This window comes from Blastopirellula marina (assembly GCF_002967765.1).
Classification (GTDB): domain Bacteria; phylum Planctomycetota; class Planctomycetia; order Pirellulales; family Pirellulaceae; genus Bremerella; species Bremerella marina_A.
This window is the reverse complement of the sequence record NZ_PUHY01000012.1, coordinates 450,496-476,967: the sequence shown is the minus strand read 5'-3', so window position 1 is coordinate 476,967 and position 26,472 is coordinate 450,496. Positions and strand designations below refer to the sequence as shown.

The window sequence follows — 26,472 nt, the reverse complement described above, 5'->3', positions numbered from 1 at the left end:
ATTGGAGTTCAGACTTGTTTCAACTCGACGAAATAGAACATCCTGATTATCTCGAATATGTCGTAACCGGTTCGCCTGACAATGAAGAGTGGATGGGGCTCATTGACCGCGTCGAGGCAGACTGTAAACGGCTCAAGCAACGTCGCGTTTTGGTAGACGTCCAAGGGTGCGATTCGGCGCCCCAGCCGATGCAGCGTTACAATTTGGGCGTTGCCATGGGCAAGACGTTCAGCTCAGGCTTGCGAATCGCCGTCCAAGATCGGACCGAGAATATTGACTTCTTTTGGGAAACCGTCGCTGTTAATCGTGGTGTGAAAGCGAAGGTCAGTTCCAAGCGAGAGGTTCTGCTGGCTTGGCTAAAAGAAGAGGACTAGAACCTCATTACCATTTTGGGATCGGCAGCTTACGGTTAAGAAGCACGGCCCAGATGGTCATCCCGGCGAGAATGATCCCGGCGGAAAAGACAAAGCTGAGGTCGAGATAGAGCGTGGTTGCCAGTAAACCAGCGAATACGAGTACGTAGGACATGCGACGTTTCCAACAACAAAGACGAGTGTTTGTTGGAAGCCTTGGTCGCGTCCGACCCTGTGGCAAGCGATAGGTTACCAGCTTGGGTAAACTAATTAAGCCGCAATGACGGCAGATGCGGATTAATTGCTACAGGCAGGTGTTCTTGTTAGGTCTCTCCCGTCTTGGGTGTGGGAGAGACCCACGCTTGATCTGGCTCGATCGAACAAGCATTAGAAGGGAGCCGATTCCCCTTCGGCGCGTTGTTTCGGTTTGTCTGGCTCGCCGCTCGGAGCGTTGACCAAAACCTTTAGCGACTCGAGGCAACTGATCATGTCTTCCTGGCTGATTTCTTCCCAGCCGGCGGCACGATGGCGAATGACGGCGAGCTTGAATGCCTCAAAAGCGTCCAGCACGTCGTCCGGTAGGTTACCAATCTCGGCGAATGGCTTGATCAGCGAAGGTGGCGACGAGACGTCTCCAACTTCTCCTTCGGCCACACCGCTCGATTCGCGTGCCTGGGCACCCTGCTCTTCATCGCCGAAATCGGGGCCTTCGTGCGTGGGACCGGTGGGAGCGTCCATCTCGTCGATACTGCCTCGGACTTCGCCATCCTGCCCTTGAGCTGGTTCAAAGTCCTCGTCTACCTCGGCGGAGATAATGTCCTTCTCGTCAGGACGCTCGTTATCGAGCTTGCCCATCGTCTCCCAGCGTTGATTTCGCATCGAGGCGACCGACCAGGTGTTCTCGACGGCCCCTTCCAGCCACATTTCGGCATCGTCCCACTCGATAGCGGCCTGGAAGTGGCTCCAATATAGGCCGTTGTACGTGGGATAGTTATCGCCGAAACGCTCGAACACACGACGCAGGCGGCCGACATGTTGCCCAGTAACGCCACCCACACGCCGAGCCCATGCCTCGTCCGCATACTCAGCAGCTGGTGCGCCTGCTTCTTGTAGCGAAGTACGCCACTTGTGGATGATCATCCCCTTATCCCAGTTCGTCGTGCTGATCAGCGTATTCCACTGCCCCAGATAAGGTGCCGAGGCCTCTTCCAGCTTGGCTAACAGCTCGTCGCTCAAGGGGAAGTCGGACGCAGCTTTTTCCTCTGGGGACGAGACGGGTGCTTGAGTTTCTTCGGTAGCTTGATCGACTGTTGGTTCTTCCATGCGGAGTTGGCTTCCTATCCTCTCGAAACGTTATCCAAGGGTTTCCCCGTACATCACGCAAATCTTCTTGCAGCGATATGGGGCAATTTCAAAGCGGCACGAATTCTACGCACAGCCCTGGGCAAGGTTCCACCGACTGCGGAGCAGGTAGCACAATTTTTGCTAGCGTGCAGACGAGAACCAATTGCCCTGCAACAAGTTAGGCCCTCACAAAAACTCTCTTTCGACTCGTGAGCACTGGGGATAACTTGTCGGCGGCGTGTCGATGTTCTCCGTGGCATTTGGAAAGCATCTTCGCCAGATTGACGACGACAGAAAGCTATGATTAACAGGCAAAATTAGGGGGTTTTCTTGCTTATTGCGGTCATAGGGCTTGTCCGTCGAAATGCCGTGTCTTTGTCGAAATCACCTCGAATACAGCACTTGTGAGCTGTGCGGTTAGCCGCATATTCGGGGTGCGGTCACCCGTATCGACCTAGCTTTGCAGAACGACGCATCGCACTGCACCGTCAGAACCATCATCTGAAAAATCTAGACGGCAGGTTGCCAATAAAGATGCGAACAAACCTGTTTCAAGCTCAGACTGGATTCGTACGATGTTGAATCGACTCAGTATCATGCAGAAGACGATCGCAGGGTTTGCGATCGTATTACTATTGATGGCGGTATCCGCTGGTGTTTCATGGAATGGGCTCACTGGCTCGGCAACCGGCTTTCAGCAGTATCGCAAGCTGGCCCGTGACTCAAATTTCTGCTCCGATGTCACCAACCGTATGATGCAGCTACGGATGACGGCGAAGAACTTCGACGTTTCTGGCGACTCGGTTCAGATTGCCAGATTTAACGATGTGCGAGGAGAGATCGATGGTTTGCTTCGCGATGCTGACCAACGCATCAACGACCCAGACCGACAGCAGATCTTGAACGAAATGGGCACGGCCATTCAGGGCTATTACGATGCGTTCGCTTCGATCGTTGCATGTCGACAAACGCGTGACGATAAGCAGAAGAACAGCCTTGATGTGCTTGGCCCAGAAATGGTCAATCGGCTGTCGCAAATCATGGAGAGTGCACGTGCCGACGGAGACGCGGAAGCTGTGAATGTAGCCGCCGTAACGTTAAACGACCTGATGCTCGTTCGCTTGAATGTTTACAAGTTTTTGAACACGATCGATCAGAAGTTCAACGAAGCGACGCAAGACTGCTTTCAGAAGCTAAGTTCCGATCTTAGCGAGCTCGATTCACAATTGCAGAATCCAAAACGCCGAGAATTGCTCGCAGAAACCAAGTCGCGGAGCGATTCCTACCAGCAAGCTTACGGCCAAATGGCAGCTGCTTTAACGGAAGAGCGATCTCTCGTGGACGACCGTCTCGACGTCCTAGGACCTCAGGTCGCCGGATTGGCCAATCAACTCAACAGTTCCATTACGACGGAACAAGACACGCTCGGTCCTAAACTTGAAGCATCGAACCAGGCAACACTCATCATAGTTGCCGTTGTCAGTGTGGGGGCGCTGCTGATCGGTTTGGTGATCGCAGTCTTGCAAAGTCGGGCGATCGTTCTTCCAATCCGTCGGGTGATGACCATTTTAGGTTTAGTTTCGGAAGGGGATCTGCGTCAGCGACTGCAAGTCACCAGCCAGGACGAAATCGGCAAAATGTCGAATTCCGTGAATGCCATGGTCGAGAATCTGCAGAAGGCAATGACTGCCCTGTTGGCTAACAGCAAGTCACTTGCCGATTCGGCTCAGGAGATGAATACAACGGCCGACAACATGTCGCAAGTTTCGTGCGATACGAAGACGCAATCAACAACCGCCGCTGCGGCTGCCGAAGAGTTGTCGACTAACATGCAAAGCATGGCCACCGCGGCAAGTCAGATGTCCACGAATATGGAATCGGTTGCAAGTGCGGTGGAAGAGATGTCGGTTAGTATCACGCAAATCGCTGAAAGCATGGAAGAAGCCAATCACGTCGCTTCGGAAGCCAATCGTTTAGCCGATTCCAGTCGAAATCGTCTTAATGAATTGAACGTCGCTGCGAACGAAATTGGTGGCGTAATCGAACTGATTCAGGACATCGCTGAACAGACCAATCTCTTGGCTCTTAATGCCACCATCGAAGCGGCTCGTGCTGGCGAGGCTGGGAAAGGCTTTGCCGTGGTTGCCGAAGAAGTCAAAGCACTCGCTCGGCAAACCAGCAATGCCACCGGCGACATCGAGCGACGGGTGAATAGCATTCAACAAGCATCGTCGGAGTCGGTGCTGTCGATCGATGACATCAGTGTGGTGATCGAAAAACTGAACCATCTTTCGCAAAATGTGGCCTCTGCGGTAGAAGAGCAGTCAGCGACGACGCAAGAGATTGCCAACAACGTGGCACAGGCAAACACGGTCGTCCAGCAAGTGACGCAATCGGTTAACGAATCGGCCTTGGCCGGAGAAGAGATTGCTCGATCGGTCAACTCCGTCGATCGAAGCTCGATACAAGTCTCGAATGGAGCCGGACAAACGAAGAGTTGCAGCGGAATTCTAGGGGGCATTTCCCACGAATTACAAACGCTGGTAGCGCAGTTCGAAGTGTAATGTTACAAAGCTGAGCTTGCCGATCTGTGACGGTGATTCATCTGCGATGAGAATAAAAAAGGGGGAACCAACTTGGTTCCCCCTTTCGCATTATTCGGCTGCGGCGCGCTCTTCAGAAGCGAAGCCGCAGTGTTTGTGCTTCCCATCACAAAAGGGCTTGTTGTCGGAGGCACCACAACGGCAAAGGGCGATGGTCGGCTTATCGATCGTGTAAGAGTTGCCGTCGGCATCTTCCAACGTGATGGGACCTTCCACCAAGAACGGGCCGTTATCTCGGATGCGAATCTTTGTTTCGGACATATTCCGATCCTTCACTGCAAGGGTTGGCTACGTGGACCTTCTGCCGACATTCTAGGAAAGTAAATCAAAGAAGCCAGCCCGAACCGCTAGGGGGTCATTCGTCATCCGAAGGCATGTTGCGGCTTCGATGCCACAGCAACGCTCCCCAGAAGAGGAGGAACCCGCCCATGAACGTGAAGACAATCAAACCGCGTCGCAAGTCAAACTGGCGCGTGCCTTCCGCCAAGCCCAAATAGGAACCGATCGCAAGGTAGACGCCCCACAATGCCAAGGCGGCGATGATACCGCCAATCAGGTAGGTTGCTTGTTTTTGTTGCGAGGCCATGGTGGTTGCCGATCAATAGTCCGAACTGCCGTAATAAACTTCCGCAGCAAGACCGGTACGTTCGCGAACTTGTTCTGCGATTGCGTCCACTTCTCGATCTTCCAGTGGCGAGACGATCGATTCAGCTGGCTTGCGGGCCACGGTATAAACCTGGACCAGCTTGATCTCTCCTCCGCCATCAACGATCTCGGTCAAACGATCGCAGAAGGCCGAGATTTCCTCCGCAGATGGGCTTTGTCCGAGCAGTTTGAGGAACATCGACTGAATCACAATCGGTCGAACCTTCGCCGCGAGCAGAAGATTGTCGAGCACGCGTTGGAAAGGAATCTTTGTGCGTTCGATCGTGCGGTAATACTTTTCGGTTCCGGCATCAAGTTTCGCCCAGATCTCACCTTGGTTCGCATCCAAAGTGGCCAGTCCTCGCTGAACGTGCTCGCGATGGAACATTGTGGCATTGGTGATCAGTACCATCTTCACGTCGTCTAATCGATGTCGACGTTTGATTTCCGCTGACCGAGCGATCAGCTCATCGAAGTTTTTATAGGTTGTCGGCTCGCCGTCACCGCTAAACGCGATGTCGTTCACGCGTCGCAAGTGCTGAGGCGTTTCCGAAAACTTTGCCGTCTGGAAGATCTCGCCGGAGGCACACAGATCGAGCATTTCCTCTAGCTCGGAAAAATACCGTTCGCTTTCAACGAAGCGAACCTCGCTCTCAGTGCGTCGATCGACCTGACAATAGATGCAATCGAAGTTACAGATCTTGTCAGGATTCAAATTGACGCCAATCGACAGCCCTTTGCTACGGCGGGAAAGGACAGGATAGACGAAACGATTTCCTTCGAAAGTTCGCTGGTGCTGAGTGTGAAGTCGATGTGTGGTCATCAAGAGACAGGGAAAAACAGCCAGGGCGGTTCGCCAATAAAATCGCGATACGCTCCGTTTCGCGTACCTACAGCATAATCAATGATCGCACCGTGCGGTCGTAAGGAAAGAGAAATCCCTTCCGCTACACGTTCACAGGGACCCCCGACAGTCGAAGAACCCCGTGGCTAATTGCGATGTGCGATCAAAGACCTTGTGTAGGCTTGTTTACGGATTCGAGCCTGCTTCTGAGGGCTGTTTCTGGCCGATCGGTTCGGGCGGGATGTGGCCGGGAAGCTCTGACAGCAAGTTGCTGCGGATCATTTTTAAGATTTCTTTGGTCTTCTTCACATCCTCAGGAGCCACGTCCCGTAGCGCTTTCGCACGGACGTCTTTGGCACAGTCGACCATTTGCTCCCACATCGGTTCTACCTTCTCGGTAGCCCGAATAATCTTTTTACGACGATCGGTGGGGTCGGTCTCGCGAACAATCCAGCCATCGCGTTCCATGCGATCGATCACACCGACCAAAGTAGGTGCCTCAATGCGCATATGGTCGGCTAATTCGCTTTGCGTGATCTCACCCATGTAAGAAAGCCAGCAAAGGACTTCCCATTGGCGGTAAGTGATTCCAAGCTTACCGAGCTCGTCGTTCATCGCACGCGTCATTAGGTGAGCAACGCTAAACACCCAATAGCCCATGCTGTCTTCAAAGTCGTAACGGAGCATTTTATTCTCTTCAGGTTCGAGGCTGTCGATAAGATAAGGATTAGACGAGTCAGCCTGCTTCTCTGTGCCTTGTTTCGGTCGTTCCGCGCTAAAATGCTCGGGAATAGCAATAATCGAATAAGGTTTCCCACTCTAGGAGGGCAACCTTTTCGAGTAATTCCTTTTTGGCGCAATTTCCGCGTGCCACTGCCTGGCAGGCGTCTACCATCGCCATGGGATCCCAAGTCCCCTCTGTCAGGAACTCGGTTGCCCGATCCAATTCTTCTTCCGCGGCAAGTGAATTAGCTTTTTCGGCCAGGGTTTCCATCGCTGGATGATGCCCTGTCCGACGGAACCAATACTTTGCGTTGGAGTAATCTGGCTCGCGGCGGTGCATGATTCCGTGCCAATAGCTGCCAGTGCTGTCGTGCAAATCCTGGCTAATCGTGTGCGATTCGTCCAGGTAATTGAAACGTAGCCAAAGGCCGCTTAGGCAGGCTTCAGCCATCACTTGATCCATCAAAGTCCTTTCGCTCAAGGAGTTTACGCTGAGTGATTTCAACTGGCTGTAAACGTCCTTGACCGGATTGCCGGGCCCCAATGGTATGGGTTGAGCGTTCTGGAGGAGTTCTGCGATTACTGTTGGATATTGATCAATCGTCATGCAATTATGGGGAAGTCAGGAAAACCAGGAAACTACGGAATTTTCCGTATACCAAGCTTAACAAGTTTTTCTCAGCTAGCGACCTGCAAATCGAAAATTCGGCTACCACGGTCGATGGCGGCTAGATTCCCTGTTCAGGCCGTTTTTTGGCTGATAAACTCAGATGTTTCGCCTTCCAAACTAATGGTGACCTGGAGGGCGCTAATAGTTACATCCGCTTTCGATTTTTCGTATCTCGTCCAAGGCGTTACCCATGTCGACCGATCCTCAAAAGGATCCCGCTTCCGCGGACCCCACCCAGCAGAATCCCGAAGCTTCGGCAGAAGGCCAATCCACTCCTGCAACCCCAGAGCCCTCCGCTACCGAGCCTTCCTCGGACAGCACGGACGATGGCGATCGCAAGAAAGTGCTGATCGGCTCGCAGCGAGATGCCCCGCAGCAGCCCGCGAAGCCGCAGCCGCCAAAGCCAAAAAAACCGGTTCGTCCAGCTCGACCACAGGAAGACGGGGACGATCCAACCAAGATCCCGGCTGATCTGAGTGAAACGCTGGCGGAAGCTTCGGAAGCAGAAGCGGGCGAGCCAGACTATCGCCTGCCGGTAGAGGGTGGCAAGGTTCATGTTCCCAATCGTCGTGAAACGATGGACGACATCGAAGCAGAGATTGCCGCTGCGATGGGTGATCGCTCACTCGACGACGTAATGGGGCCGCAGGCCACCGCGCCGTCCGCTTCTCCGCTGGAGGAAGGATCACGCGTGAATGCCGTAGTTATTCGCGTGCATCGCGAAGACGTCTTCTTCGATCTGCCTGGCGGTAATCAAGGAATTGCATCAATTCGCAACTTCGTCGCTCCACCAGCAGTGGGTGACAAGATGGAAGTCTCGATTGGCAACTTCCAGTCCGGTCAACGTTTGTACGAAGTCGGCATCCCTGGTTCGTCGATCAGTGTTCAAGACTGGGGTGACATCCGCGAAGGGGTTGTCGTTGATGCCGTGGTTGATGGTGTCAACAAAGGTGGCCTCGAATGTGCCGTTGGCACCGTGCGTGGATTTATTCCAGCCAGCCAAGCTGCGACCTATCACGTCGACAAGTTGGAAGACTTCCTCGGGCGCAAGCTGCAGTGCTTGGTGACGGAAGCCAACCCCGAGAAACGCAACCTGGTGCTCAGCGCTCGGGCCGTTGAAGAGAAACTACAGGAAGATAACAAGAAGGAACTGCTGGGCAGTTTGACGGTCGGCCAGATCCGTGACGGTAAGGTGACCCGCATCCAAGATTTCGGTGCCTTCGTCGACTTGGGTGGCGTGGACGGTTTGGTGCATGTCAGCCAGATCAGCTGGGACCGCGTGAAGCATCCTTCCGACGTCTTGGCAGAAGGCCAGATCGTTAAGGTGAAGGTCACCAAGATGGATCCCGAGACTGGCAAGATCGGCCTCTCGATTCGTGACACGATGGAAAATCCATGGCAAAAGGTGGCCAGCGAATTTGCTGTCGGTAAGGTGATCTCTGGCAAGGTGACCAAGCTGATGGAATTCGGTGCGTTTGTTGAAATCGCCCCAGGCATCGAAGGCCTGGTCCACGTTAGCGAAGTTAGCTACAGCCGCATCAGTCGTGTTTCGTCGGTGTTGAAAGTGGGCGAAGAAGTTGAAGTGAAGGTCCTCAGCATTGATCAAGCCAAGCGTCGTATTAGCTTGTCGATTAAAGCGACCCAGCCACCACCGGCCGACGCCCGCCAAGGGGGTCGCAAGAAGGACGACTTCGAAGGCGACATCGATCGCGAAGTCTCGGTCAAGAAGAACTCGAACCAGCCGCTCAAGGGTGGTATCACCAACGACCAGAGCGAAGGTTCCAAGTTCGGTTTGAAGTGGTAACGCTTGGTTTTGCCAAATCAGAAATTGAAAAGCCACCGGGTTAGCCGGTGGCTTTTTCTTTGGTAGGTTCTTGCCGCTGAAGCTTACGAATCTCCTGAGAACCGCGCCATAAAGAATAGGCGAGCACCAGCAAGGAAAGAAGCGGGATCAGTGAAAGCAGCGCTACGATCGTGGCCCCCTGCCAGTTCTCCCATTGCCGCCAGAGTAAGAACACGGCCGTCCCACCGAACAAGACAGCAGCGGGATTCAAGATAAGTACCACGGGGACAATAAACCATTTTAAAGTCGCTTCCCGAAAAGGATCTGGTGCCAGATTGTTTACCGAGTTGGCCAACGGCGCAAGAAACTGGCTCGCCAGAAAAATTGCACCATAAGCTAAAATGTAGACAAACAACGCGACCTGCACCCAACCAAGAAGCCAAGTCAGCGTGACAACGCGCTCGTCCATTTGCTCGCCGGATGAATCGAGAGTAGGCGAACGATAGGGAGAGTCTTCGTCATGCATGTTTATCTCGGCGCGATGCGTTACTTATCTTCGCGTTTCAAACCAACTGCGTGCCCGTCCAACTGCCAGGCGTCGTCAATTTCAACGCCTAAGTAAGTTAACAAGGTCGGTACCGCATCGACAATGTAAACCTGCTCGTCGAACTTCCCCTTCTCAGCCGCCGGGCCACTGACGATCAGGAAACTGTTTAGAATCTCCGGTTTATCATGTCCGCCCCCATGGCCGGTGCCTAGTCCACCGTGGTCGCTGGTGACGGCGATCAGCCACGCTTGGTCGTTTTGCTTGTCGATCGCTTCGAGAACCTTACCGACGAGCGAGTCGACATGTTCGATCGCTTCGATGTACTGCGGCACCGTCGGATGGAAACCGTGAGCGTGGCCCGTTTCGTCCACCTCGCCAAAGTAAAGCATCATCGCTGTTGGCTTCTCCTTATCGATTAAATCAACGGCGTAAGCGGCCGCGGCGTCATCCCACATTTTATATGCCTTGGGGATGCTGGTCGTGTCGATGGAAATATCGGCTGACGAAACCATGAAAGTCTTGATCGGCGACCAATTAATGATTGAAAGCGTTTTCGCGTCCGGCATGCGTTTCTTCACGTAATGAAAGAAGTGAGGGAACTTGTCGAAATGAGGTTCCTTGAAGCCGTTGTCTTGCACGTTGTGCTTGTCAGCCCATACACCGGTCACGATGCTTCCCCAGCCAGGACCACTTACGGTATCGTTCTTCTGATACCGATCGCCCAGAATGAGCGTGGTGGGAGAGTAGCTGCCCTTGGCCATCAACTTATCAAGATTCGGTGTCTTCGCTTTCGTCAGTGCGTCGAAGCGACAACCGTCGATTCCGAGCAGCAAGACGTGCTTCGACTTCTCGGCAGCGAAAAGGGAGCTAACGGGCAAGCAGGCTAGTAATGCGAGAAGCAAGAACCGACGGATCATGAGCAAGACTCCCACGAGATCGAAGCGAGTAGAAACGAACTTGGTTGCTTTAACCGCTGCCAGTCTATTTTCAGCTGAAAGGCAAGTCTATTAGTACGGTCGGGGCTTCGATAACTCTTAATATTCGGTCCGTGGTTTTTGAGGAACTCGAAGGATCAACCACAGGAGGATAAAAACTGACACACCAGGAATGCCGGAAAGAACCGCGATCAAAAGCGAAGCGAAAACTGCGTGCCAGTGCCGGGTAAGGCGATAACCAGCGATGCTCCCGAACAAATGGGCTACCGGCAGGGTTGGTACAAGAAACCAAAAGAGTCCCAAGTAAACCGGATCGACCCAGTCAGGTGAAGGGAGGTCTCCTACAAGGATCTCGCCTAGCAAAGATCCCATGAAAAACGTCAAGCCGTATACCAAAAGTAAGCTGACACAGGCCCAAATCGCCAAACGACGATCCCTTCGCAACGACGCGAGCGGTGTTGGTAGATCTTCTATCCGGGAACTGTGGCTATGGTGAGGCTGGGGATCGCTATCATACATCATCACGACGACTGTTCTGTTGGAGGAGCCGATCTGAGTGGTAGTGCGCCAGTCCAAGCACGAAAATGTTGACGACAGGTACGAGTTGAAGAATCGCGTAGATAATGCCTCGCGAGGTTTCGCCAATCGATTTCATGAGACGGTAAACAGCATAACTGCAGAACAGGATAACGCCGAAATAGAAGATGGCTACCACGATGAAGCCTGATAGAAGCGTCGCAAGCGTGGCGACAGTATTGATTACGATCGCCATTTGAACGGATGCTCGATGTTGATAAACGGCTGGCCAAATCTGAGGAATGTCGGTCGATTGTCCGGTCAGTAAGTCGCTTTCGGGATCCTTACGTGGAGGATCAAAACCGTAGAGTTGATCAACCAATATCACCGCTGCGTCGGCCACGATTCGCGTCGCTGGATGCTTGTAGAAGAGTTTCCACGACGCTTGCGAGAGTCGTGTTCCTTGAGCCGTTAATAGCGTTATGCGCGCTTCACTGGGCGATGGACGCCTGGGACGGGCCAGATAGTGAGGCGCAAAGGATTCACGCACCTTCATGACTTGAGCGAACACGTCTTGAACTTGAGCAGCGAGGCCTTCGCTACCAGGAGGTAGCACTCGAAACTCGGACTGGCCCCGTAAACTGACCATGCCGCCATCAGAATAGATGGCAACGACATACATTCCTTCTTTGTGTGTTGCCTCGAACACAATGCCCAAGATTTCCTCGGGTACTTCTTCGTCTGAAATGGAGAGCAATTGGCGAGCGGCCAGAATTCGACTGCGGCTATCTGCCGTTCGATCGGTAACGGTTGCCTTCAATTTCGCAGGGTCCTCTAAGGAACTCGGTACCGCGATCCAAGGGATTGGATTAGCGGAGTGTTCAATCTTCGTAACTTCGTCAACGTTGTCGCAGAAGACAAGGTGGTACCATTCGCTGAGCGGGATCGCAGCGAGTGAGTCTCGTCCGGCAAGTTCCTCGCGCTCGGCAGCAATTCGATGAAGCTGCTTCCAATCAGGCCAGACTTCTTTGAAAGGAACGCCAGCAAGTGTCAGCATGGTTCGAAGATTGTTCGTGACCTGCCACAGGACAATAGTCCCCAGCAAGGGAATCATCCCCAGTCCACAGATGAGAAGCGTTTGATGCCAAGGCCATTGAAGCGGGGCGCTTACTCGAAACAAACACCACATTCCGTAGGCGTAAATGAGAACAACAATCCCCAAGCAGATCGCAGGAAAGAGCATTGCAAAGTGCTCCTGATCGATCTGAAATCGAGCGATACCGGCTAGTACGATTAAGCCACCCCAGCTTCCTAGTTGGATGAGAAGTGCATAATTTAACGGAGTGATGCGTTGCGTCAGCTCGAAAGTTGATTCCCCGATCAATTCCCGAATCGTGGCATCGTCATCCGCAGCCGGCGTGCGAAATGGCGATTCGAGCTCACGCGTATCGATCATAGGAACAATGTCTCCGAAGATTCCCTAGCGGCGAGTTGCGAATGTATCGACGATTCGCTCAGGCCGAACCAGCCCGGCTTCAGGCCGTGTTGCTTCAAAGCACGAAACGCAATCGCAATTAGCAGAAACTGAGGCAGGAACGAGTAAGGTGGGAAGAACTGCGTCAGGGCAATCAAGATGGACGGTGGCCGAGGTAAGAATTGTCGCGACAGAGCGTAGCAAGCGATGATCGACGCGATCATTAGAAAGTAAAGCAATCCGCGAAAGAGGTTCGCGACGGCAAAACCGTAGGACTCACCAAAAATCGCTTCACGCAGTGAAGGTGATTCATACAAGGCCATCGCCAACATCGCTGAAAGAAGGCGAAGCCCCAGCAATAGAAACAGCCAACGCTGATTGCTGGCGATCCGCAGAAGTCGCTCGTCGCAAGGTGATATCGATTCGAGACAGGCCTCGGTTGTTGTGGGAGATTGAAACGGCGAGGTCTCCATGAATAATCCCACACAACGAACAGACGAAGAAAACAACCGCCACGATTATAAAAGCGAATGATTCAGCTTACCAATGAATTGTTGTTGCAATGCCGCCTTGTTGTCTCCTGGCGGTGGTCTACGTGCATCAGGAAGTTGAAGGGCAAAATAGAACGCCGCATGGACCAGCAGCAAGAAGAGAATGCCACCGATCGAGAGGCCGAGCATGCTGGTACGTAGGCGGGACTCTATGTCTTCCGAAGTACCGATCATGAGTCGATTTGGAATTAGCGAACCTGGAGGAGGTAACAGTCCTCGTCGCATTTCGTCGTAGATGCCAATTACGACAACAGCTTCCCCAACATCGACTCGCTTCTCGGTAAGTTTGGGGTTGGCGATGAAAACTCGCCCCTCGTCGAACTGCTCGTCTTCATCCTCCGCCTCGTCCTCCCGTTCTCGCTGTTCTTCTTCAGCGATGGCTTGGTGAAGCGAAGCCACGTCGTTTTCCAAACCTGCGGGAAGGATCTCGTCGGCAGGGACGCTGCGCAAGCACATGTGCTTCTCGACTTTGCCGTCATCATCCGCCCATAGCTCGGAGAAGACCGACATGATCGAAATCATCTTCAAGCCCGATCGGTCCTCGAAGGTCGTGTTGTCCATAAACCGGCGAGCATTCGCGACCGCGTCCATCGACAAGATATTTTGTTCTTTCATGTTTTCCAGCGAAGGATACCCCAACAAGCGGACTTCGCCCGTCGATGTATCAATCTTTGAAGGAGTCATCATGAACCCGGCATAGTCGGAACCTGTGGTGTCGTTGCTGCCGTCCGAGGTCTTTGGCTGTGGGCGTGCGATGTCATATTCGCAGATCACGCACGGCTTGCCCGAGAAAGGTGCGGTCAGCGGTTCTCCTTCCGGTCGAATGCGACCAGTGACGGCGGTCTTGTAGCCGTGATACATTTGCGAACCAAACTGGGCGCGAGAAACAAGTGTCCAATCGCTCCATGCTCGCCAAGCATTTTCCAAGGCACCTACGCAGAAAAAAACGACCAGCCCGGCGATACCGCCAAAGATGAGCCCTTCAGGGCGTTTGAAATACTGATCGAACCAGAACATGTAACCACCGACCAAGCCAGCCAGCAGTAGCAACGCCAGACCACACCCTTTGAGCATCGTCGTTGTTCCACACAACCTCAGAAAGAACATCACGCGTCGATCACGCACGCGACAGTTTAATTTCCGGCTGTGCGAAATGCTATCGTGCGATTGCCACGCAGGTGCATTGCCCCCGGCGAGTCTGGCTGAGGACGAGAATCACTGGCTTCTCGATGGACAGTGGCTGACCATGGATTACGGGGATCTCACAGGCCGGATCAGGCGTCTCGTAGTTCAGCGTAGGAGGCACTTGACCATGTTGGTGAGACAGAACGGCCATGGCTGCATCCAGAGCTCCACCAGCTGCGCCAGTGTGACCATAGTAGCTCTTCATGGCAGCGACTGGTACGCCGGGCAAAGCCGCATGAATTCCTTCAGCTTCCAGGCGATCGTCAGCCGCTATGCTCGTCCCGTGGGCGAATACGCAAGCGATATCGTCGGCGGTGATGCCAGCATCGCGAAGTGTGGTTTCGAGGCATGCTTTGACTGCGGTCGGCGAGACGACGGCTTCTTCCGTAATGCGACCAAATGTCGAAGCAGCACCCAGGACACGCCCCAAAATCTGAGCACCTCGTGCTTCGGCCTTCTCACGAGGCTCGAGCACGAATGCGGCTGCGCCTTCGCTGCTGACCATGCCGTCGCGATCTTGGTCGAATGGTCGCGAGGCCTTCTCGGGAGCGTCGTTGCGGTGCGAGAGCAACGAGTCACCACGATACATGAGCACGTTAATGTTGAGCCGCGAGCCGGTTGCACCGGTGATCATGCAGTCCATCGTGCCACGTCGTAAGTGAGAAAGAGCCTCGGATATGGCTCCCAGCGAGCTACATTCTTCCAGGCAAATCGTGTTGTTGTGCCCCCTGCCGTCGTAGTAGATTCCAACATGGCAGGCGGGCATATTCGGCAGGTACTTAAGCATCCAGAGCGGATTGGTTTCGCTCATCGCGGAAGGGCCCCAGCGATCGTGCTTGTACCAGCCTTCCTCGACGCACTGTTCGTAGGCGGCTCGCAGATCTTCGAAATCGCTATACAGCATTTCGCTGCCGTAAACGACACCGAGTCGATCAGGATCGATACTGCCTGGCTGAAGCTGAGCTTGATCCATCGCCAAGGCAGCGGCGGCGAAGCCGGTTTGAATCTCGCGGCACATCACCTTCAAGGCCTTGCGCGGCTTGACGTACTTCTTGCCGTCAAAGTCCTTGAGCTCACCCCCAAACGAGACGGGATACTCCGGCGCAGTAAATTCCGTTAGGGGAGCGATGCCAGATTTACCCTGGACAAGGCTATCCCACACGGCCTCATTGCCAATTCCGATGGGACTGACAATCCCGGTTCCGGTAATCACAATTTCGATTGAGGACGGCATCCGTTGGCTTGGCTTTCCTGAAGCGATCGCGAAAGATTGACTGTTGTTTTATATCGGTCGACACTTACCTTCCCTAGATCGGCCTGATGCCACCGCTAACGCCAATTGCGAAATTTAGTGGCAATATTGATAATCTAGGAAGATTTTGCCATCGTGGAAGGGTGGGTTATTATAATTCCCCGGAATCTGTTTATTCTAAAGTGAGCTTCGTCGGTGAGGATGAAGCAACCGCTATAAACCCCCTAGTTTCCTTCAGAAACCCCGCCTCCGCCAAGAATTCGCGGAATCATGCCTACTGGTTCTGCCGATTCTGACGCATAGGAAATATTTCGATCCATGGATGGTTATCAAACCATTTCGCACCAGGTTCCGCAATTTCGACCTGAAGTACTCCTATGAGCGATATTTCAGCAAAATCCAGCCCGGCTCCGCTGCACTGCAACAAGAGCGACGATTTTTCAATGGCCGAGGCTCGCAAGACGATCGGCGATCTGTTTAAGCCGAAGCCGTGGGTCTACTGGACCGACTTTCTGATGAGCTTCAGTGTGGCGATCGTCTGCTTCCGTCTGGTGCGCCAGAGCGAACTTTTCAGCTGGCAGCAGATCGCCTGCTTTGTCGTCAGTAGCTTGCTGTTCTACCGCTTGGCGATGTTCATTCACGAATTGGTTCACCTGCGTACCGGCACGATGACTGCATTCCGCGTCGTGTGGAACTTGTTGGTCGGTGTACCATTCCTGATGCCGTCGTTTGTCTACTACACGCATTTGGATCATCATCGCCGCAAGCATTACGGCACCGACAAAGACGGCGAGTACTTGCCAATCGAACATGAAGGTCGTTGGCAGATCTTCGCTTTCCTGGCTTCCGGGTTTGTGGTTCCGTTTTTGGCGGTGTTTCGTTTCCTCGTGCTCACCCCGCTAACTTGGGTTAGCCCCGCATTCCGTGATTGGGCGTTTCAGCACGCCTCGTCCATGGTGATCGATCCGAAGTACATCCGCCCATTGCCTACCAAAGACGCAATGCGCATGATTCGCATTCAAGAAGGTCTTTGTTTTTTGTGGTGTTTAGGTTTGCTCATCGGAACGTTGACCGTTGGCGAGTATCCGTACCCGTTGCTCATTCAAGGTTACTGTACGGGGGTGTTCGTCCTCACGGTCAATGCCGTGCGAACGCTAGTCGCTCATCGTTGGCACAATCATGAAGGGGAAATGACTTTCCTCGAGCAATTGCTGGACTCGATTAACTTCCCAAGCAAGATGCTCCTTACCGAGCTGTGGGCTCCGATCGGAACGCGTTTCCATGCATTGCATCACATGTTCCCTTCACTTCCGTATCACGCAATGCCGGAAGCACACAAGCGATTGATGAAGGCCTTGCCGGAAGGCTCACCCTATCATCAAACCAACGAGTATTCTTTCACGCATGCATTCGCCGACCTTTGGGTTCGGTGCGGGCAAAAGTCAGATGCACCAGGGAGCAACGAAGCCAACGAAACGAAAGTTGCCAGTCCCGAATCGGTATCCAGCAAGATGGCCAAATCGGCCTAAGGGATAGACTTCGTGTCAGATGAATCAGATCCCCGCGTGTTCTTCGCGGCCGAACGCACCATGCTCGCTTGGCTGCGAACTGGCTTGGCGGTGATCGGGATTGGATTTCTCGTCGCGCGGTTTGGTCTGTTCTTAAGAATGCTTCGACATCCCGGAGCTGATATCTCTCCTCCCCTCGCTTCCTCGCTCATCGGAATCGGATTCGTACTGCTAGGGGCCACACTGATCGGTGTCTCGGCTTGGCAGCACGCACGCTTTATTCGTGGGATGGTATTTCAGCAACTGCCTCAGGCCTACAGCACTCGCTTTGCCATCGTCATCTCTGCCTTCGTGGCCTTGCTTGGATTAGCGCTGGCCATGTATCTGCTGTTGAGCGTGTTCGAGGGCGTTGTCCCCGCGGGCGCGAATGGTTCGCCTTCCTAATCGTCCCGCTAGTGGGCGAAGCGACTGCTGCCGGTGCAAAGTGCCCCAAATATTGCCCGAAAACGGGTGATTCTTGACATCGGCTCCCCTCTGGCAGAGGAGAAGATGGGTGCTGTTCGGTTTCGAATGAACTATAGTAGAAACGACTCCACCCTGTATTCCTTCCCCCCGAAAACTTTCGTCAAAACAGGTTTTCCTTAATGACACCCCCTCGCTTGCTTTTCGCCCGCTTGCTCGTCTTATCTTTAATCAGTGTTTTGCCGGCTTCTCTATTCGCCGCCGACGCACCGAAACCCATCAAGGCTTTGCTGGTCACCGGTGGCTGTTGCCACGACTACACCACGCAGAAGAACTTGATCAAAGAAGGGCTCGAAGCTCGGGCGCACATCGAAGTCACCGTCGTGCAACAAGGTGGTTCGACCACGGATACAAAGATTCCGCTGTATCAAGATCCGAACTGGGCCGATGGGTACGACATCGTCTTGCACGACGAATGTTTCGCCGGCGTGAAAGATCCTGCCTGGACTGAACGCGTTTTGAAGCCACATCAACAAGGCTTGCCTGGTGTGGTGATTCACTGTGCGATGCATTGCTACCGTGATGGAACCGACCAATGGTTTCGTTTTTGTGGTGTGACTTCCCACAAGCACGGTGCCCATTACCCCCATGCCGTATACAACTACGATGCGAACCATCCAATCATGGCCGACTTCGGTCCAGCTTGGTACAACCCACAAGGCGAGCTCTATCACATTGCCAAGGTGTGGGACACGGCTCATGTGTTGGGCGCGTCTAAGGAGAAGAACGAGGGGACCGAACAGCCATGTGTTTGGACCAACCAATATGGCGACGCTCGTATCTTCGGGACCACGCTGGGACACCACAACGAAACCGTTGAAGACGACAAGTTTCTCTCGCTGCTGACTCGCGGGACGCTCTGGGCTTGCGACAAGCTGAATGACGAATACCTCAAGCCATCCTCGGCCAGTGGCGGGCCACAAATGGTTCCTGAGAACCTGGCCTTGGAAAAGCCTGCCAAGGCTTCCAGCGAAGAGAGCGGCAAGAGCAACTTCGCTAAGTTGGCTTTCGATGGCAACAAAGGGACTCGCTGGTGTGCCAGTGGCGGTAACTATCCGCAGTGGCTTGAAGTCGACCTGGGCGAAGCGAAAGAACTTCGCGGTGCACAGATCGATTGGGAATCGGCCAACAGCGTTTATCAATTCACCCTCGATGGCAGTGCCGACGGCAAGAGTTGGAAGACGATCGTCGACCAAAGTGCGAACAAGGGAAACAACTACGATTACGAATTTGTCGCTGGAGGTTTTCGCTACGTTCGTTTGAATGTTCTCGCTTGCAAGCAAGGTGGCTGGGCCTCGGTACGTGAGCTTCGCCTGCTTGGTAAGGAACTGGTCAAGGTCGACCCGATCGCGACGAAGGACGAAGAGAACGCTCAAGATCTGGCGGAAGTGAAGATTCCCGATGGCTTTGAAAAGACCTATTTCGCCGGCCCACCGGCGGTCAATTATCCCGTCTTCGTTGCCGCATCTCCTGAAGGAGACGTCTACGTCTCGGTGGATAAGAACGGCTCGCTCGACCGCGAATTGAAGCGGGGTGCAATCCACCGCCTGCGTGATACCGACGGCGACGGTAAGGCGGACGAAGTGAAGCTGTTCGTGCCTGACGTCGATTCTCCACGTGGCTTGGTGTGGGATCGAGATCGATTGTACGTGTTGCATCCTCCTCATCTGAGTGCGTTTATCGACGAAGATGGCGACGGCCGCAGCGACAAGCAAGAGATCTTGATCAAGAACCTGGCGTTTACCTTCAAGGATCGCCCAGCCGATCATACCTCGAACGGCGTGACGCTCGGCATCGATGGTTGGTTGTACCTGGCGATCGGTGACTTTGGTTTCATGGAGGCAGAAGGAGCCGACGGTCGCAAGCTGCAAATGCGAGGCGGCGGCGTGCTGCGTGTTCGTCCCGATGGATCAAACATGGAAGTTTACAGCTACGGCACACGTAACATTCTGGAAGTCGCCATCGATCCGCTGATGAACGGGTTCACCCGCGACAACACGAATGACGGTGGCGGCTGGGATATTCGCCTGCATCACTTCAGCGGGCTGGAAGATCACGGCTATCCGCGGCTGTACATGAACTTCGGCGAAGAGATCATTCAGCCGCTAGCCGACTACGGTGGTGGTTCTGGTTGTGGGGCGTTGTATATGGATGAACCCGGCTTCCCTGAAGGTTACGGCAACGCGTTGTACACAGCCGACTGGGGACGCAGTTGGATCTATCGCCACAACCCCAAGCGAAAGGGAGCCACCTTCGAGGCCAACCAGGAAGAATTCCTTGGCATCCCCCGCGTGACCGACCTGGACGTCGATGCCGACAGCCACATCTACGCGGCCAGTTGGAAGGGAGCCACGTTCACCTATAACGGTGAAGACGTCGGCTACCTGGTGCGGGTTTCCCCGAAGGGTTACCAGGCTGACCCAATGCCAAACTTGAAGGAAGCAGACACGGACACACTGCTCGGTTTGATGCAGTCCGACAGCCACCGTCGCCGTCTTGCTGCCCAGCGTGAACTGCTGGCCCGAGGATTGGATGATGCGACACTGGCCAAGATTCAGGCCCAAAAGATTGAAAAGCCTGAGGCTATGGTGGCTACCTATTATTTGCTTCTGCAAGGACTGGGTAGTAAGAACGCCAAAACCGATCTGACGCTGAATGTGTCCGACGCGGTGGCAACGGATCCCGATGTCAGCGCCAATTTGATTCGTGCCGTCGCGGATATGGTGGTGCTGAATCCAGAGAATTCAATCGCCAGTACGCTTCTCGACATGACGGTTGCTGCCGGGGCAACATCTGACAATGCTCGAATCCAACTTGAGTCGATTGTTGCGATCGCTCGAACCGGAAGCATGGGGCACATCTCCGAGATACTGCCCCACCTCGATAGCGACGACCCGGTCATCCGTCACACGGCTTATCGTGCACTCGCCAAGTTAGAAGCGGCGGATGCCTTGTTCACTGTGATTGATGATGATCAGGCCAGCCCGCGTAAGCGTCAGTTCGCTTTGTTTGCTCTTGAGCGGATTCACAAGCCGGAAGTGGTCGACGGTTTGATCGAACGCTTGAAGGGAACCACTTCGCCGGACCATCGTCAGGGACTCTTAGTTGCCCTTAGCCGTCTTTACAACATTGACGGTACTTGGAAAGGTAACAGCTGGGGAACGCGGCCTGATACGCGCGGCCCTTACTACCAACCAGAAAAGTGGGAGCAATCGGACAAGATCGGTGCTGTGCTCAAAGCAACGCTTGCTTCGGCCGCGTCGGATGAGTCGGCGTTCCTGCTGAAAGAACTACGCCGCAATCGTGTCGAGCTCGACGGCGCTTTGCAGATGGCTCTCGATAAAGCGAAGAGCGATCCTGCGTTTGCTGCGGGCGCGATTAGCCTGGTGGCAGAATCGAACGAGCTTCCTAGCGAAGCTGTTGGTTTGCTGACCTCGGCTGCAACTGCCGAAGGAACCGATCCTGCGGTTCGTGCCCAAGCTGTCACTGCCCTGCTCCGTAGCACGGAGAAGGATGTCGTCGTGGCCGCCCTTAGCGGCATGTCGAAGCTGCGACATGCCGATGGGCAAGAAGGCGAATTCAAGAGCGCTCTCAGTGCGTACCAAAACAAGAACCAGCTAAGCCGACAGGTTGGGATTCTCGATTCGCTGGCCAAAGCACCATCGTCCCCGGTGGCTGTTTGGGGCGAGGCCGGACTCTTGACGTTATCCGGACAAGACAAGCTGTCGCCAGAGGTTGCCAGCACGGTGAAGTCATCGCTCGACGCAGGCTGGGACAATCCAGCCCGCCAACCGCATCTGCTGGAAGCGGCGATGATCATCAACGATCGTAAGCTAGACGAGAAAGTTCTAGGACTGCTCAATAGCTCAAATGCCGATGTCGCCACAGCTGCCGGAAAGGTGGCCGCAGCTTGGAAGCTAAAGACGCAAATGACGAAGCCGACTGGGCCGAAAGTGAGCACGATCGATCCGGAAGAAGTCATTAAGCTCGTCGTCGGTACCAAGGGAGACGCCTCGCGTGGTGAATCGTTGTTCGCGAAGCTGACCTGTAATAAGTGTCACACCGTCGATCCGAACGAAACGCCACGTGGACCCTACTTGCCTCAGGTCGCTAAGACCTACAAGCGGGATCAGCTGACGGAATCGATCGTCTTGCCAAGCAAGTCGCTCGCGCAAGGGTTCGTGACCAACATCTTCCAGATGGATGACGGCCGACTTTTGTCGGGCTTCATCACCTTTGAAGGTCCCGAGAAGATCGTCATCCGCGATAATCAAGGGAATGAGATCACGCTAAACCCAGACGAAATCGAAGGTCAGAAGAAAGACAACGTCTCGATCATGCCCGTTGGCTTGGCGAACGATGTCACCGTTCAGGAACTTGCCGACTTGGTCACGTACCTGGAAAGCCTGGCTTCGAAGGCCGGCACGAAGTAGAACCACTCAGAAAAACGATGCCCACCGCTTGGTGTGGGCATCGATCGGATCCGACGGCGCAATTCATTGGCTTGAGACGGCATCACGATGCATAATGACGCATCCTGAATGATCTCTCGTTTTTCTTCTCTAGCTTCGCCAAGCTGAATTCTCGCCATGTTGAAATGGATCCGTGACTTCTTCGCCTCGCCACCGATCTGTCCCGTGAATGAAGAACAGCGGGAATGGATCGACGATCGCTTCGCGTGGTTAATCGAAGAATTCGGAATGGCTCGTCTCCGCAGTGCGGTCACCGTGTTGCCGACAACCGAGTTCTTTCCTGGGCACTACCATGCCACTGAGGATGAGATCCATTATTTGCTGGTGACCGTTGCGAAGTACATGGAGGTCGATCCCGATTGTCTGTGGTTAAGTTTCTACCAAGACGGAGCCCGCGGTAGTCAGCCTGTCTTTTCCTGGGAGTCGACCAACGGGCTTTACAGTGAGGTCGAAGATGGGGCCTACTATCGAATCCAGTTGAACGTGGAGGGACTCAACGATCCGATGAGCGTCGTGGCGACGCTTGCTCATGAGATCGGCCATGTCCGCTTGCTTGGGGAAGATCGCGTTTCGCGCGAGGAACACGATCACGAACCGTTGACTGACTTGCTGACTGTCTTTATGGGACTAGGGATCTGCACTTCGAACTCGGTCATCCAGGAAGGTAGCTGGAGCAATGGAGCCTACGGCGGTTGGAATATGTCGCGTAACGGCTATCTGTCCATGAACATGTACGGCTATGCATTGGGGCTATACGCACTGGCACGCCAAGAACATAAGCCGACTTGGCTCAAGTACCTCCGTCCCGATGTTCGGCACGCGTGCTGGAACACGATTCGCTGCAAACTTCACTCAGATCGACGCGAATCGTAGAACGTCCTTTTTCCAACTCTCGTTATATCGACAAGTCGATCTGCAGTAAGCAGACGGAACTTTCTCGGATGGTGGCATTTCATTTGCACCGAGAGGGCAGCAAGTCCTGAGCGATTGACTTCGTAGCCTACGACAGGCTTGTTCGCGCAGTTGCTCCCATTTTTTCGAATTGGAGACAAAGGTCGTAGCGGCCTTCTCGATTTGAACGAACCCAAACCAGAGAAAGCCGAATGGTGTGGAATCGATTGTTTAGTAGTCTGCTGGTTGTTTCTCTTATCGCCGCTCCAGCGCTTGCCCAAGAAAGCGGTAGCCAGCAGAAAAGCAATTCTTCGAGCGAGAAATCGAAGCAGGCAGCTGGTGACTATTATGTTGTTGAAGCCTTAAATGAGGGCGTGCCAGAGAGTTCTCAGCCAGTTGATCTCAGCACACCGCTGGCGACCGTCGAGAACTTCATCTTTGCTTGCCGCGATCAAGACTACGAGCACGCGGCGCAATCGTTGAATTTCGAGCTGATCCCCGAAACGCAACGCAATCAGGCAGGCGAATTGGCCCGCAAGTTCTACTATGCCTTGAATCAGCGGCTCTGGATTGATATCGAAGATTTGCCTGATCGGCCCGATGGTCAGATGACCAATCGCATCGGCAACGATAGTCCCATGGCCGGCAAGCCACGACGCAGTATCCGTTTGGGAGCGATCGATATAGATGACTGGAAACAAGTTCGTGTGCGGATTCAGCGGGTTAAGGTAGCCGGACAGGAACCAGTCTGGTTGTTCTCGCCCCAGACGGTCGAAAAGATTTCGATGCTCTACGAAGAGTTCGGGCCTAGCTGGATCGAAGGTTTTATCCCCAGCTGGGCGAAGACACGCCTCGCCGGGAAAGTGCCGGTTTGGGAGTGGGTTGCTTTGCTGCTCTTCATCATGCTGGGAGCCGCCATTGGCTACCTCACACAGCATGCGACCAGTTACATCATTCTGCACCGTCAAAAGAAAGAAAGGATGTGGTTTGAACGACTGATTGAGGCGGTTCGACTTCCGCTGTCATTTGCGAGCGCGGCGTTTGCGATTTATGCACTTAAAGAATCATTTCTTTCCCTTACGGCACCGGTGAACACGGTACTCAATCCGATCATGCTGTTGACCGTCGTCGGCTCGATTGCTTGGTTGATTTTACGTGGATTGGAAGTAGCAACCAGCTTCACCATGGATCGCTACGTCAATACATTCGACGACGATGTCGAAGGTGCTCAGAAAGGGCTGCTGACCAAGATTAGTGTTGCACGTCGCTTGGTTACCATGATTGCAGCCTTCGCGGTGTTGGGGGTCCTATTGGTACAGCTAAATGTGTTTGACGCGGTCGGCTATGGCCTATTGGCGTCGGCTGGCGTCTCAACTGTGATTCTCGGGATTGCTGCTCAGCCCATTCTTGGCAACCTGTTTGCTGGCCTTCAGATCGCGTTGACCCAACCAGTTCGAATTGGCGATAGCGTTCTCTTCGAGGGGAATTGGGGGCACGTTGAGGATATCAAGTTCACCTACCTCACGATCCGAACGTGGGACAAACGACGCTTGATCGTTCCTCTTCAGTACTTGGTGTCGCAGCCGGTTGAAAACTGGACCAAGATTAGTCCCGACCTGACCCGACCAATCAAGGTTTACGTCGATTACACAACCGACGTGCAAAAGATTCGGGAGAAGTTCGAGGATATGGCAACTCAGCACGAACTATGGGATGAACAGAGCGAACCGACCGTGCAAGTGACCGGTTGTTCCGAGGAAGCGATGGAGATTCGCGCACTCTGTCACGCCAAGAACCCGGGCGATGCCTGGGACTTGCACTGTGAAATGCGTGAAAAGTTGATTGCGTATGTCCAAGAGTTGGAAAGTGGCGAGTATCTACCACGCGAACGGATTCGCATGACCAACCGCAGCACGCAGCAGAACGGCAGCGTCCTCTAAGCGAACGTCGTCCCCACTTGCATTCGGCCGTGGCTATTGCTCGACCGAGTTGTCAACAAGCGAGCCTTCGAGGAACGCGTAAGCAGCCGCACGCATTTCTGGCGGGAAGTCATGCTCAACATCTGGATGCAATACCTGCAACTGCTGAGGCTGCTTGTAAAGCTGATAGATTTGTCGGGCCGCCGCTGCAACTTTATCGACGCTTTCGTAACGGAAGTTACTGTCCTTCAGGGGAGCAATAATCAGTACTGATCGAGGCGCAATCGCGCCGACCATTTCATGAAAGTCGAACGGAATCTCGTCGAGGCGATTGCGATAATCGGCTAGCTTGGCCATATAGCGATCCTGAGTCCAGCCGCGACCGGGCTGCCAGACCTCCGGCTTTCCCTCGTAATAATCGAGGTAAGAATCGAGACCACAGCTGGTGACTACTGCGGCGATTCGAGGTTCAAAGACGGCGGTGTAGACGGAATTGTGCCCACCCAGCGAATGACCGATTGCGGCATACTTTTCATGCTTCACGTACGGCAACGTATCGAGAAGATCGAGTCCACGAATGTTGTCCCACACCGCTTTTAAGGTCCCGCTTTCCCAGCCAAGCTTTTCAAGGTTCGGCTGGTATTTCGCGAGTTGCGGGTAATTGGGGGCGAGCGTCACCCAACCACGTTCGGCAAGTTCGCCGGCGTAATTCCGATTGGGGCGGCCAAGTCCAACCACGGTCCCGTGCCCAATCGTGTTGTCGGTGCCATGTAAGCAAAGTGCCGCCGAAACGGGGACCGCGCCCTCCTCTAAGGCGCCTTTGGGAATACAAAGATATGCGGGAACTCGCGATCCTGGCTCCGATTGGTAACTGATCAGACGTCGCACGTACTTGCCGCAGTCGACTTCTTCGTGCACTTTAACTTCGAGAGGACAACGTTTCTCGTCACCGGGAAGTGTGCCCATTACCTTTTGCATGCCGGCCAAAATCTCCGACCGGCGCTTCTGCCAATCGTCCTTTGTTCGAACTGGTTGTAGGTAATTGCCTGCATCGCGATAGATCAGCAGATTTTCACGCGGTAATCGGTTCGGGGCAACGTTATCGTCGGCGCTGATGATATGCGGGACAAGAGTTAGCAAGAATAAGGTAATCGGGATTGCAATACGCATTGGGAAAACTCGGCGTGCAGAAAGTCAGGCAGGGGATCGAGGGTGGACTGCCATCTTACCGAAGTCGTACCGACTATGGCGAATCAAATCGATTTCATGAGAAAAAACTTCGTGTGCCCGTGCGAATCCCAATCAGGCAGTTCGCCAACGACATTGAATCCAGCTTGGCGGTAAAACTCGGGCGATTGGTATTGCATTGTGTCGATGTAAAGGTAGCAGCACGAATGCTCTTTGCCCCAGCGTTCGGCCTCGGCAATCAGCTGACTACCAATCCCCTGCCCTCGCAGTTTCGGATCAACCGCCATAATCGAGATTCGCAGCCACGTCAGTCGCTTGTTGGCGATCAGTCCACCTACGACGGCGTCTTCCCTTCGCGCGAGCAAAAGCAGCGGCGTTTCGAACTGGGACTCGTTCGCGGCCCGATCCATAAACGAGTGATTCGCTTGCCAGTTGTATTCACGAAGCCAAGTACAGATTTGGACCTGCTCTGGCGATTGAAGCGTATGAGATGCTGTTATTGAGAAAGGAGTTTCCCCATCAGTCATCGAGAATTCTCCGCATACGT

General features: G+C 53.9%; 23 protein-coding genes. 8 read left to right on the top strand and 15 right to left on the bottom strand.

Annotation, left to right across the window (positions count from 1 at the left end):
• Nucleotides 1-14 precede the first annotated feature (14 nt).
• Nucleotides 15-374: a hypothetical protein gene (locus C5Y83_RS18300; protein WP_105331201.1), complete on the top strand. Its 360-nt coding sequence runs from the start codon at nucleotides 15-17 to the stop codon at nucleotides 372-374.
• Nucleotides 375-381: 7 nt separating this feature from the next.
• On the opposite strand, the gene C5Y83_RS29450 is transcribed toward C5Y83_RS18300, so the two are convergent.
• Together C5Y83_RS29450 and C5Y83_RS18295 are read right to left on the bottom strand one after the other, a co-directional pair.
• Nucleotides 382-528, bottom strand: a complete 147-nt coding sequence (locus tag C5Y83_RS29450) for a hypothetical protein (protein WP_158262406.1) — start codon at nucleotides 526-528, stop codon at nucleotides 382-384.
• Between the two features lie 212 nt (nucleotides 529-740).
• Entirely contained in the window at nucleotides 741-1,676 is a 936-nt protein-coding gene (locus tag C5Y83_RS18295; protein ID WP_105331200.1) for a hypothetical protein, read from the bottom strand.
• 596 nt (nucleotides 1,677-2,272) lie between these two features.
• On the opposite strand from C5Y83_RS18295, the gene C5Y83_RS18290 reads away from it, so the two are divergent.
• Nucleotides 2,273-4,261: a methyl-accepting chemotaxis protein gene (locus tag C5Y83_RS18290; protein ID WP_105331199.1), complete on the top strand. Its 1,989-nt coding sequence runs from the start codon at nucleotides 2,273-2,275 to the stop codon at nucleotides 4,259-4,261.
• A 90-nt stretch (nucleotides 4,262-4,351) separates the two neighbouring features.
• On the opposite strand, the gene C5Y83_RS18285 is transcribed toward C5Y83_RS18290, so the two are convergent.
• The 5 genes from C5Y83_RS18285 to C5Y83_RS18265 form a co-directional block, all read right to left on the bottom strand.
• Nucleotides 4,352-4,561, bottom strand: a complete 210-nt coding sequence (locus C5Y83_RS18285; protein ID WP_105331198.1) for a CDGSH iron-sulfur domain-containing protein — start codon at nucleotides 4,559-4,561, stop codon at nucleotides 4,352-4,354.
• A 94-nt stretch (nucleotides 4,562-4,655) separates the two neighbouring features.
• Complete coding sequence (locus tag C5Y83_RS18280; RefSeq protein ID WP_105331197.1) at nucleotides 4,656-4,886, bottom strand: hypothetical protein; 231 nt, start codon at nucleotides 4,884-4,886, stop codon at nucleotides 4,656-4,658.
• A gap of 12 nt (nucleotides 4,887-4,898) precedes the next feature.
• Entirely contained in the window at nucleotides 4,899-5,768 is an 870-nt protein-coding gene (locus C5Y83_RS18275; RefSeq protein WP_105331196.1) for a radical SAM protein, read from the bottom strand.
• 207 nt (nucleotides 5,769-5,975) lie between these two features.
• The gene (locus tag C5Y83_RS18270; RefSeq protein ID WP_105331195.1) at nucleotides 5,976-6,476 is read right to left on the bottom strand and encodes a MarR family winged helix-turn-helix transcriptional regulator; all 501 of its coding nucleotides are present in this window, start codon (nucleotides 6,474-6,476) and stop codon (nucleotides 5,976-5,978) included.
• 88 nt (nucleotides 6,477-6,564) lie between these two features.
• Complete coding sequence (locus C5Y83_RS18265; protein WP_146117823.1) at nucleotides 6,565-6,963, bottom strand: hypothetical protein; 399 nt, start codon at nucleotides 6,961-6,963, stop codon at nucleotides 6,565-6,567.
• A 409-nt stretch (nucleotides 6,964-7,372) separates the two neighbouring features.
• Between C5Y83_RS18265 and C5Y83_RS18260 the strand changes: the two genes are divergently transcribed.
• A complete protein-coding gene (locus C5Y83_RS18260; RefSeq protein ID WP_105331193.1) occupies nucleotides 7,373-8,986 on the top strand; it encodes a 30S ribosomal protein S1 in 1,614 nt (537 codons plus the stop codon).
• Nucleotides 8,987-9,026: 40 nt separating this feature from the next.
• On the opposite strand, the gene C5Y83_RS18255 is transcribed toward C5Y83_RS18260, so the two are convergent.
• The 6 genes from C5Y83_RS18255 to C5Y83_RS18225 all read right to left on the bottom strand — a co-directional run bounded on the left by C5Y83_RS18255 (nucleotide 9,027) and on the right by C5Y83_RS18225 (nucleotide 15,407).
• Nucleotides 9,027-9,434, bottom strand: a complete 408-nt coding sequence (locus C5Y83_RS18255; RefSeq protein ID WP_146117822.1) for a hypothetical protein — start codon at nucleotides 9,432-9,434, stop codon at nucleotides 9,027-9,029.
• Between the two features lie 77 nt (nucleotides 9,435-9,511).
• Nucleotides 9,512-10,429, bottom strand: a complete 918-nt coding sequence (locus C5Y83_RS18250; RefSeq protein WP_105331191.1) for an alkaline phosphatase family protein — start codon at nucleotides 10,427-10,429, stop codon at nucleotides 9,512-9,514.
• 529 nt (nucleotides 10,430-10,958) lie between these two features.
• Entirely contained in the window at nucleotides 10,959-12,419 is a 1,461-nt protein-coding gene (locus C5Y83_RS18240) for a hypothetical protein (protein WP_105331189.1), read from the bottom strand.
• On the bottom strand, nucleotides 12,416-12,910 hold the full coding sequence (locus C5Y83_RS18235; RefSeq protein ID WP_105331188.1) for a hypothetical protein: 495 nt from the start codon (nucleotides 12,908-12,910) through the stop codon (nucleotides 12,416-12,418). The genes C5Y83_RS18240 and C5Y83_RS18235 overlap by 4 nt, the downstream gene beginning before the upstream one ends.
• A 45-nt stretch (nucleotides 12,911-12,955) precedes the next feature.
• Complete coding sequence (locus tag C5Y83_RS18230; RefSeq protein ID WP_105331187.1) at nucleotides 12,956-14,062, bottom strand: hypothetical protein; 1,107 nt, start codon at nucleotides 14,060-14,062, stop codon at nucleotides 12,956-12,958.
• Between the two features lie 82 nt (nucleotides 14,063-14,144).
• Nucleotides 14,145-15,407, bottom strand: a complete 1,263-nt coding sequence (locus C5Y83_RS18225; RefSeq protein WP_105331186.1) for a beta-ketoacyl-[acyl-carrier-protein] synthase family protein — start codon at nucleotides 15,405-15,407, stop codon at nucleotides 14,145-14,147.
• A 395-nt stretch (nucleotides 15,408-15,802) separates the two neighbouring features.
• Here C5Y83_RS18225 and C5Y83_RS18220 point away from each other — a divergent pair, with 395 nt between their 5' ends.
• From C5Y83_RS18220 to C5Y83_RS18200, 5 genes are all read left to right on the top strand, one after another.
• Complete coding sequence (locus C5Y83_RS18220; protein WP_105331185.1) at nucleotides 15,803-16,954, top strand: fatty acid desaturase family protein; 1,152 nt, start codon at nucleotides 15,803-15,805, stop codon at nucleotides 16,952-16,954.
• 12 nt (nucleotides 16,955-16,966) lie between these two features.
• The gene (locus tag C5Y83_RS18215; RefSeq protein ID WP_199195070.1) at nucleotides 16,967-17,377 is read left to right on the top strand and encodes a YidH family protein; all 411 of its coding nucleotides are present in this window, start codon (nucleotides 16,967-16,969) and stop codon (nucleotides 17,375-17,377) included.
• Nucleotides 17,378-17,577: 200 nt separating this feature from the next.
• Entirely contained in the window at nucleotides 17,578-21,888 is a 4,311-nt protein-coding gene (locus C5Y83_RS18210; protein WP_105331184.1) for a discoidin domain-containing protein, read from the top strand.
• A gap of 156 nt (nucleotides 21,889-22,044) precedes the next feature.
• On the top strand, nucleotides 22,045-22,800 hold the full coding sequence (locus C5Y83_RS18205) for a hypothetical protein (protein ID WP_105331183.1): 756 nt from the start codon (nucleotides 22,045-22,047) through the stop codon (nucleotides 22,798-22,800).
• A gap of 230 nt (nucleotides 22,801-23,030) precedes the next feature.
• On the top strand, nucleotides 23,031-24,758 hold the full coding sequence (locus C5Y83_RS18200) for a mechanosensitive ion channel family protein (protein WP_105331182.1): 1,728 nt from the start codon (nucleotides 23,031-23,033) through the stop codon (nucleotides 24,756-24,758).
• A 33-nt stretch (nucleotides 24,759-24,791) separates the two neighbouring features.
• Here the strand turns inward: C5Y83_RS18200 and C5Y83_RS18195 are convergent, their stop codons facing one another.
• On the bottom strand, nucleotides 24,792-25,907 hold the full coding sequence (locus C5Y83_RS18195; RefSeq protein ID WP_105331181.1) for an alpha/beta hydrolase family protein: 1,116 nt from the start codon (nucleotides 25,905-25,907) through the stop codon (nucleotides 24,792-24,794).
• A gap of 83 nt (nucleotides 25,908-25,990) precedes the next feature.
• Nucleotides 25,991-26,452 carry a GNAT family N-acetyltransferase gene (locus C5Y83_RS18190; RefSeq protein WP_105331180.1) on the bottom strand — a complete coding sequence of 154 codons (462 nt, stop codon included), beginning with the start codon at nucleotides 26,450-26,452 and terminating at the stop codon, nucleotides 25,991-25,993.
• Nucleotides 26,453-26,472: the final 20 nt, after the last annotated feature.

Bases quoted from the DNA above. Each gene is read 5' to 3' on its own strand.
- C5Y83_RS29450 (WP_158262406.1), bottom strand. From the start codon at position 528: ATGTCCTACGTACTCGTATTCGCTGGTTTACTGGCAACCACGCTCTAT.
- C5Y83_RS18295 (WP_105331200.1), bottom strand. From the start codon at position 1,676: ATGGAAGAACCAACAGTCGATCAAGCTACCGAAGAAACTCAAGCACCC.
- C5Y83_RS18290 (WP_105331199.1), top strand. From the start codon at position 2,273: ATGTTGAATCGACTCAGTATCATGCAGAAGACGATCGCAGGGTTTGCG.
- C5Y83_RS18285 (WP_105331198.1), bottom strand. From the start codon at position 4,561: ATGTCCGAAACAAAGATTCGCATCCGAGATAACGGCCCGTTCTTGGTG.
- C5Y83_RS18280 (WP_105331197.1), bottom strand. From the start codon at position 4,886: ATGGCCTCGCAACAAAAACAAGCAACCTACCTGATTGGCGGTATCATC.
- C5Y83_RS18275 (WP_105331196.1), bottom strand. From the start codon at position 5,768: ATGACCACACATCGACTTCACACTCAGCACCAGCGAACTTTCGAAGGA.
- C5Y83_RS18270 (WP_105331195.1), bottom strand. From the start codon at position 6,476: ATGCTCCGTTACGACTTTGAAGACAGCATGGGCTATTGGGTGTTTAGC.
- C5Y83_RS18265 (WP_146117823.1), bottom strand. From the start codon at position 6,963: ATGGCTGAAGCCTGCCTAAGCGGCCTTTGGCTACGTTTCAATTACCTG.
- C5Y83_RS18260 (WP_105331193.1), top strand. From the start codon at position 7,373: ATGTCGACCGATCCTCAAAAGGATCCCGCTTCCGCGGACCCCACCCAG.
- C5Y83_RS18255 (WP_146117822.1), bottom strand. From the start codon at position 9,434: ATGGACGAGCGCGTTGTCACGCTGACTTGGCTTCTTGGTTGGGTGCAG.
- C5Y83_RS18250 (WP_105331191.1), bottom strand. From the start codon at position 10,429: ATGATCCGTCGGTTCTTGCTTCTCGCATTACTAGCCTGCTTGCCCGTT.
- C5Y83_RS18240 (WP_105331189.1), bottom strand. From the start codon at position 12,419: ATGATCGATACGCGTGAGCTCGAATCGCCATTTCGCACGCCGGCTGCG.
- C5Y83_RS18235 (WP_105331188.1), bottom strand. From the start codon at position 12,910: ATGGAGACCTCGCCGTTTCAATCTCCCACAACAACCGAGGCCTGTCTC.
- C5Y83_RS18230 (WP_105331187.1), bottom strand. From the start codon at position 14,062: ATGCTCAAAGGGTGTGGTCTGGCGTTGCTACTGCTGGCTGGCTTGGTC.
- C5Y83_RS18225 (WP_105331186.1), bottom strand. From the start codon at position 15,407: ATGCCGTCCTCAATCGAAATTGTGATTACCGGAACCGGGATTGTCAGT.
- C5Y83_RS18220 (WP_105331185.1), top strand. From the start codon at position 15,803: ATGAGCGATATTTCAGCAAAATCCAGCCCGGCTCCGCTGCACTGCAAC.
- C5Y83_RS18210 (WP_105331184.1), top strand. From the start codon at position 17,578: ATGACACCCCCTCGCTTGCTTTTCGCCCGCTTGCTCGTCTTATCTTTA.
- C5Y83_RS18205 (WP_105331183.1), top strand. From the start codon at position 22,045: ATGTTGAAATGGATCCGTGACTTCTTCGCCTCGCCACCGATCTGTCCC.
- C5Y83_RS18200 (WP_105331182.1), top strand. From the start codon at position 23,031: ATGGTGTGGAATCGATTGTTTAGTAGTCTGCTGGTTGTTTCTCTTATC.
- C5Y83_RS18195 (WP_105331181.1), bottom strand. From the start codon at position 25,907: ATGCGTATTGCAATCCCGATTACCTTATTCTTGCTAACTCTTGTCCCG.
- C5Y83_RS18190 (WP_105331180.1), bottom strand. From the start codon at position 26,452: ATGACTGATGGGGAAACTCCTTTCTCAATAACAGCATCTCATACGCTT.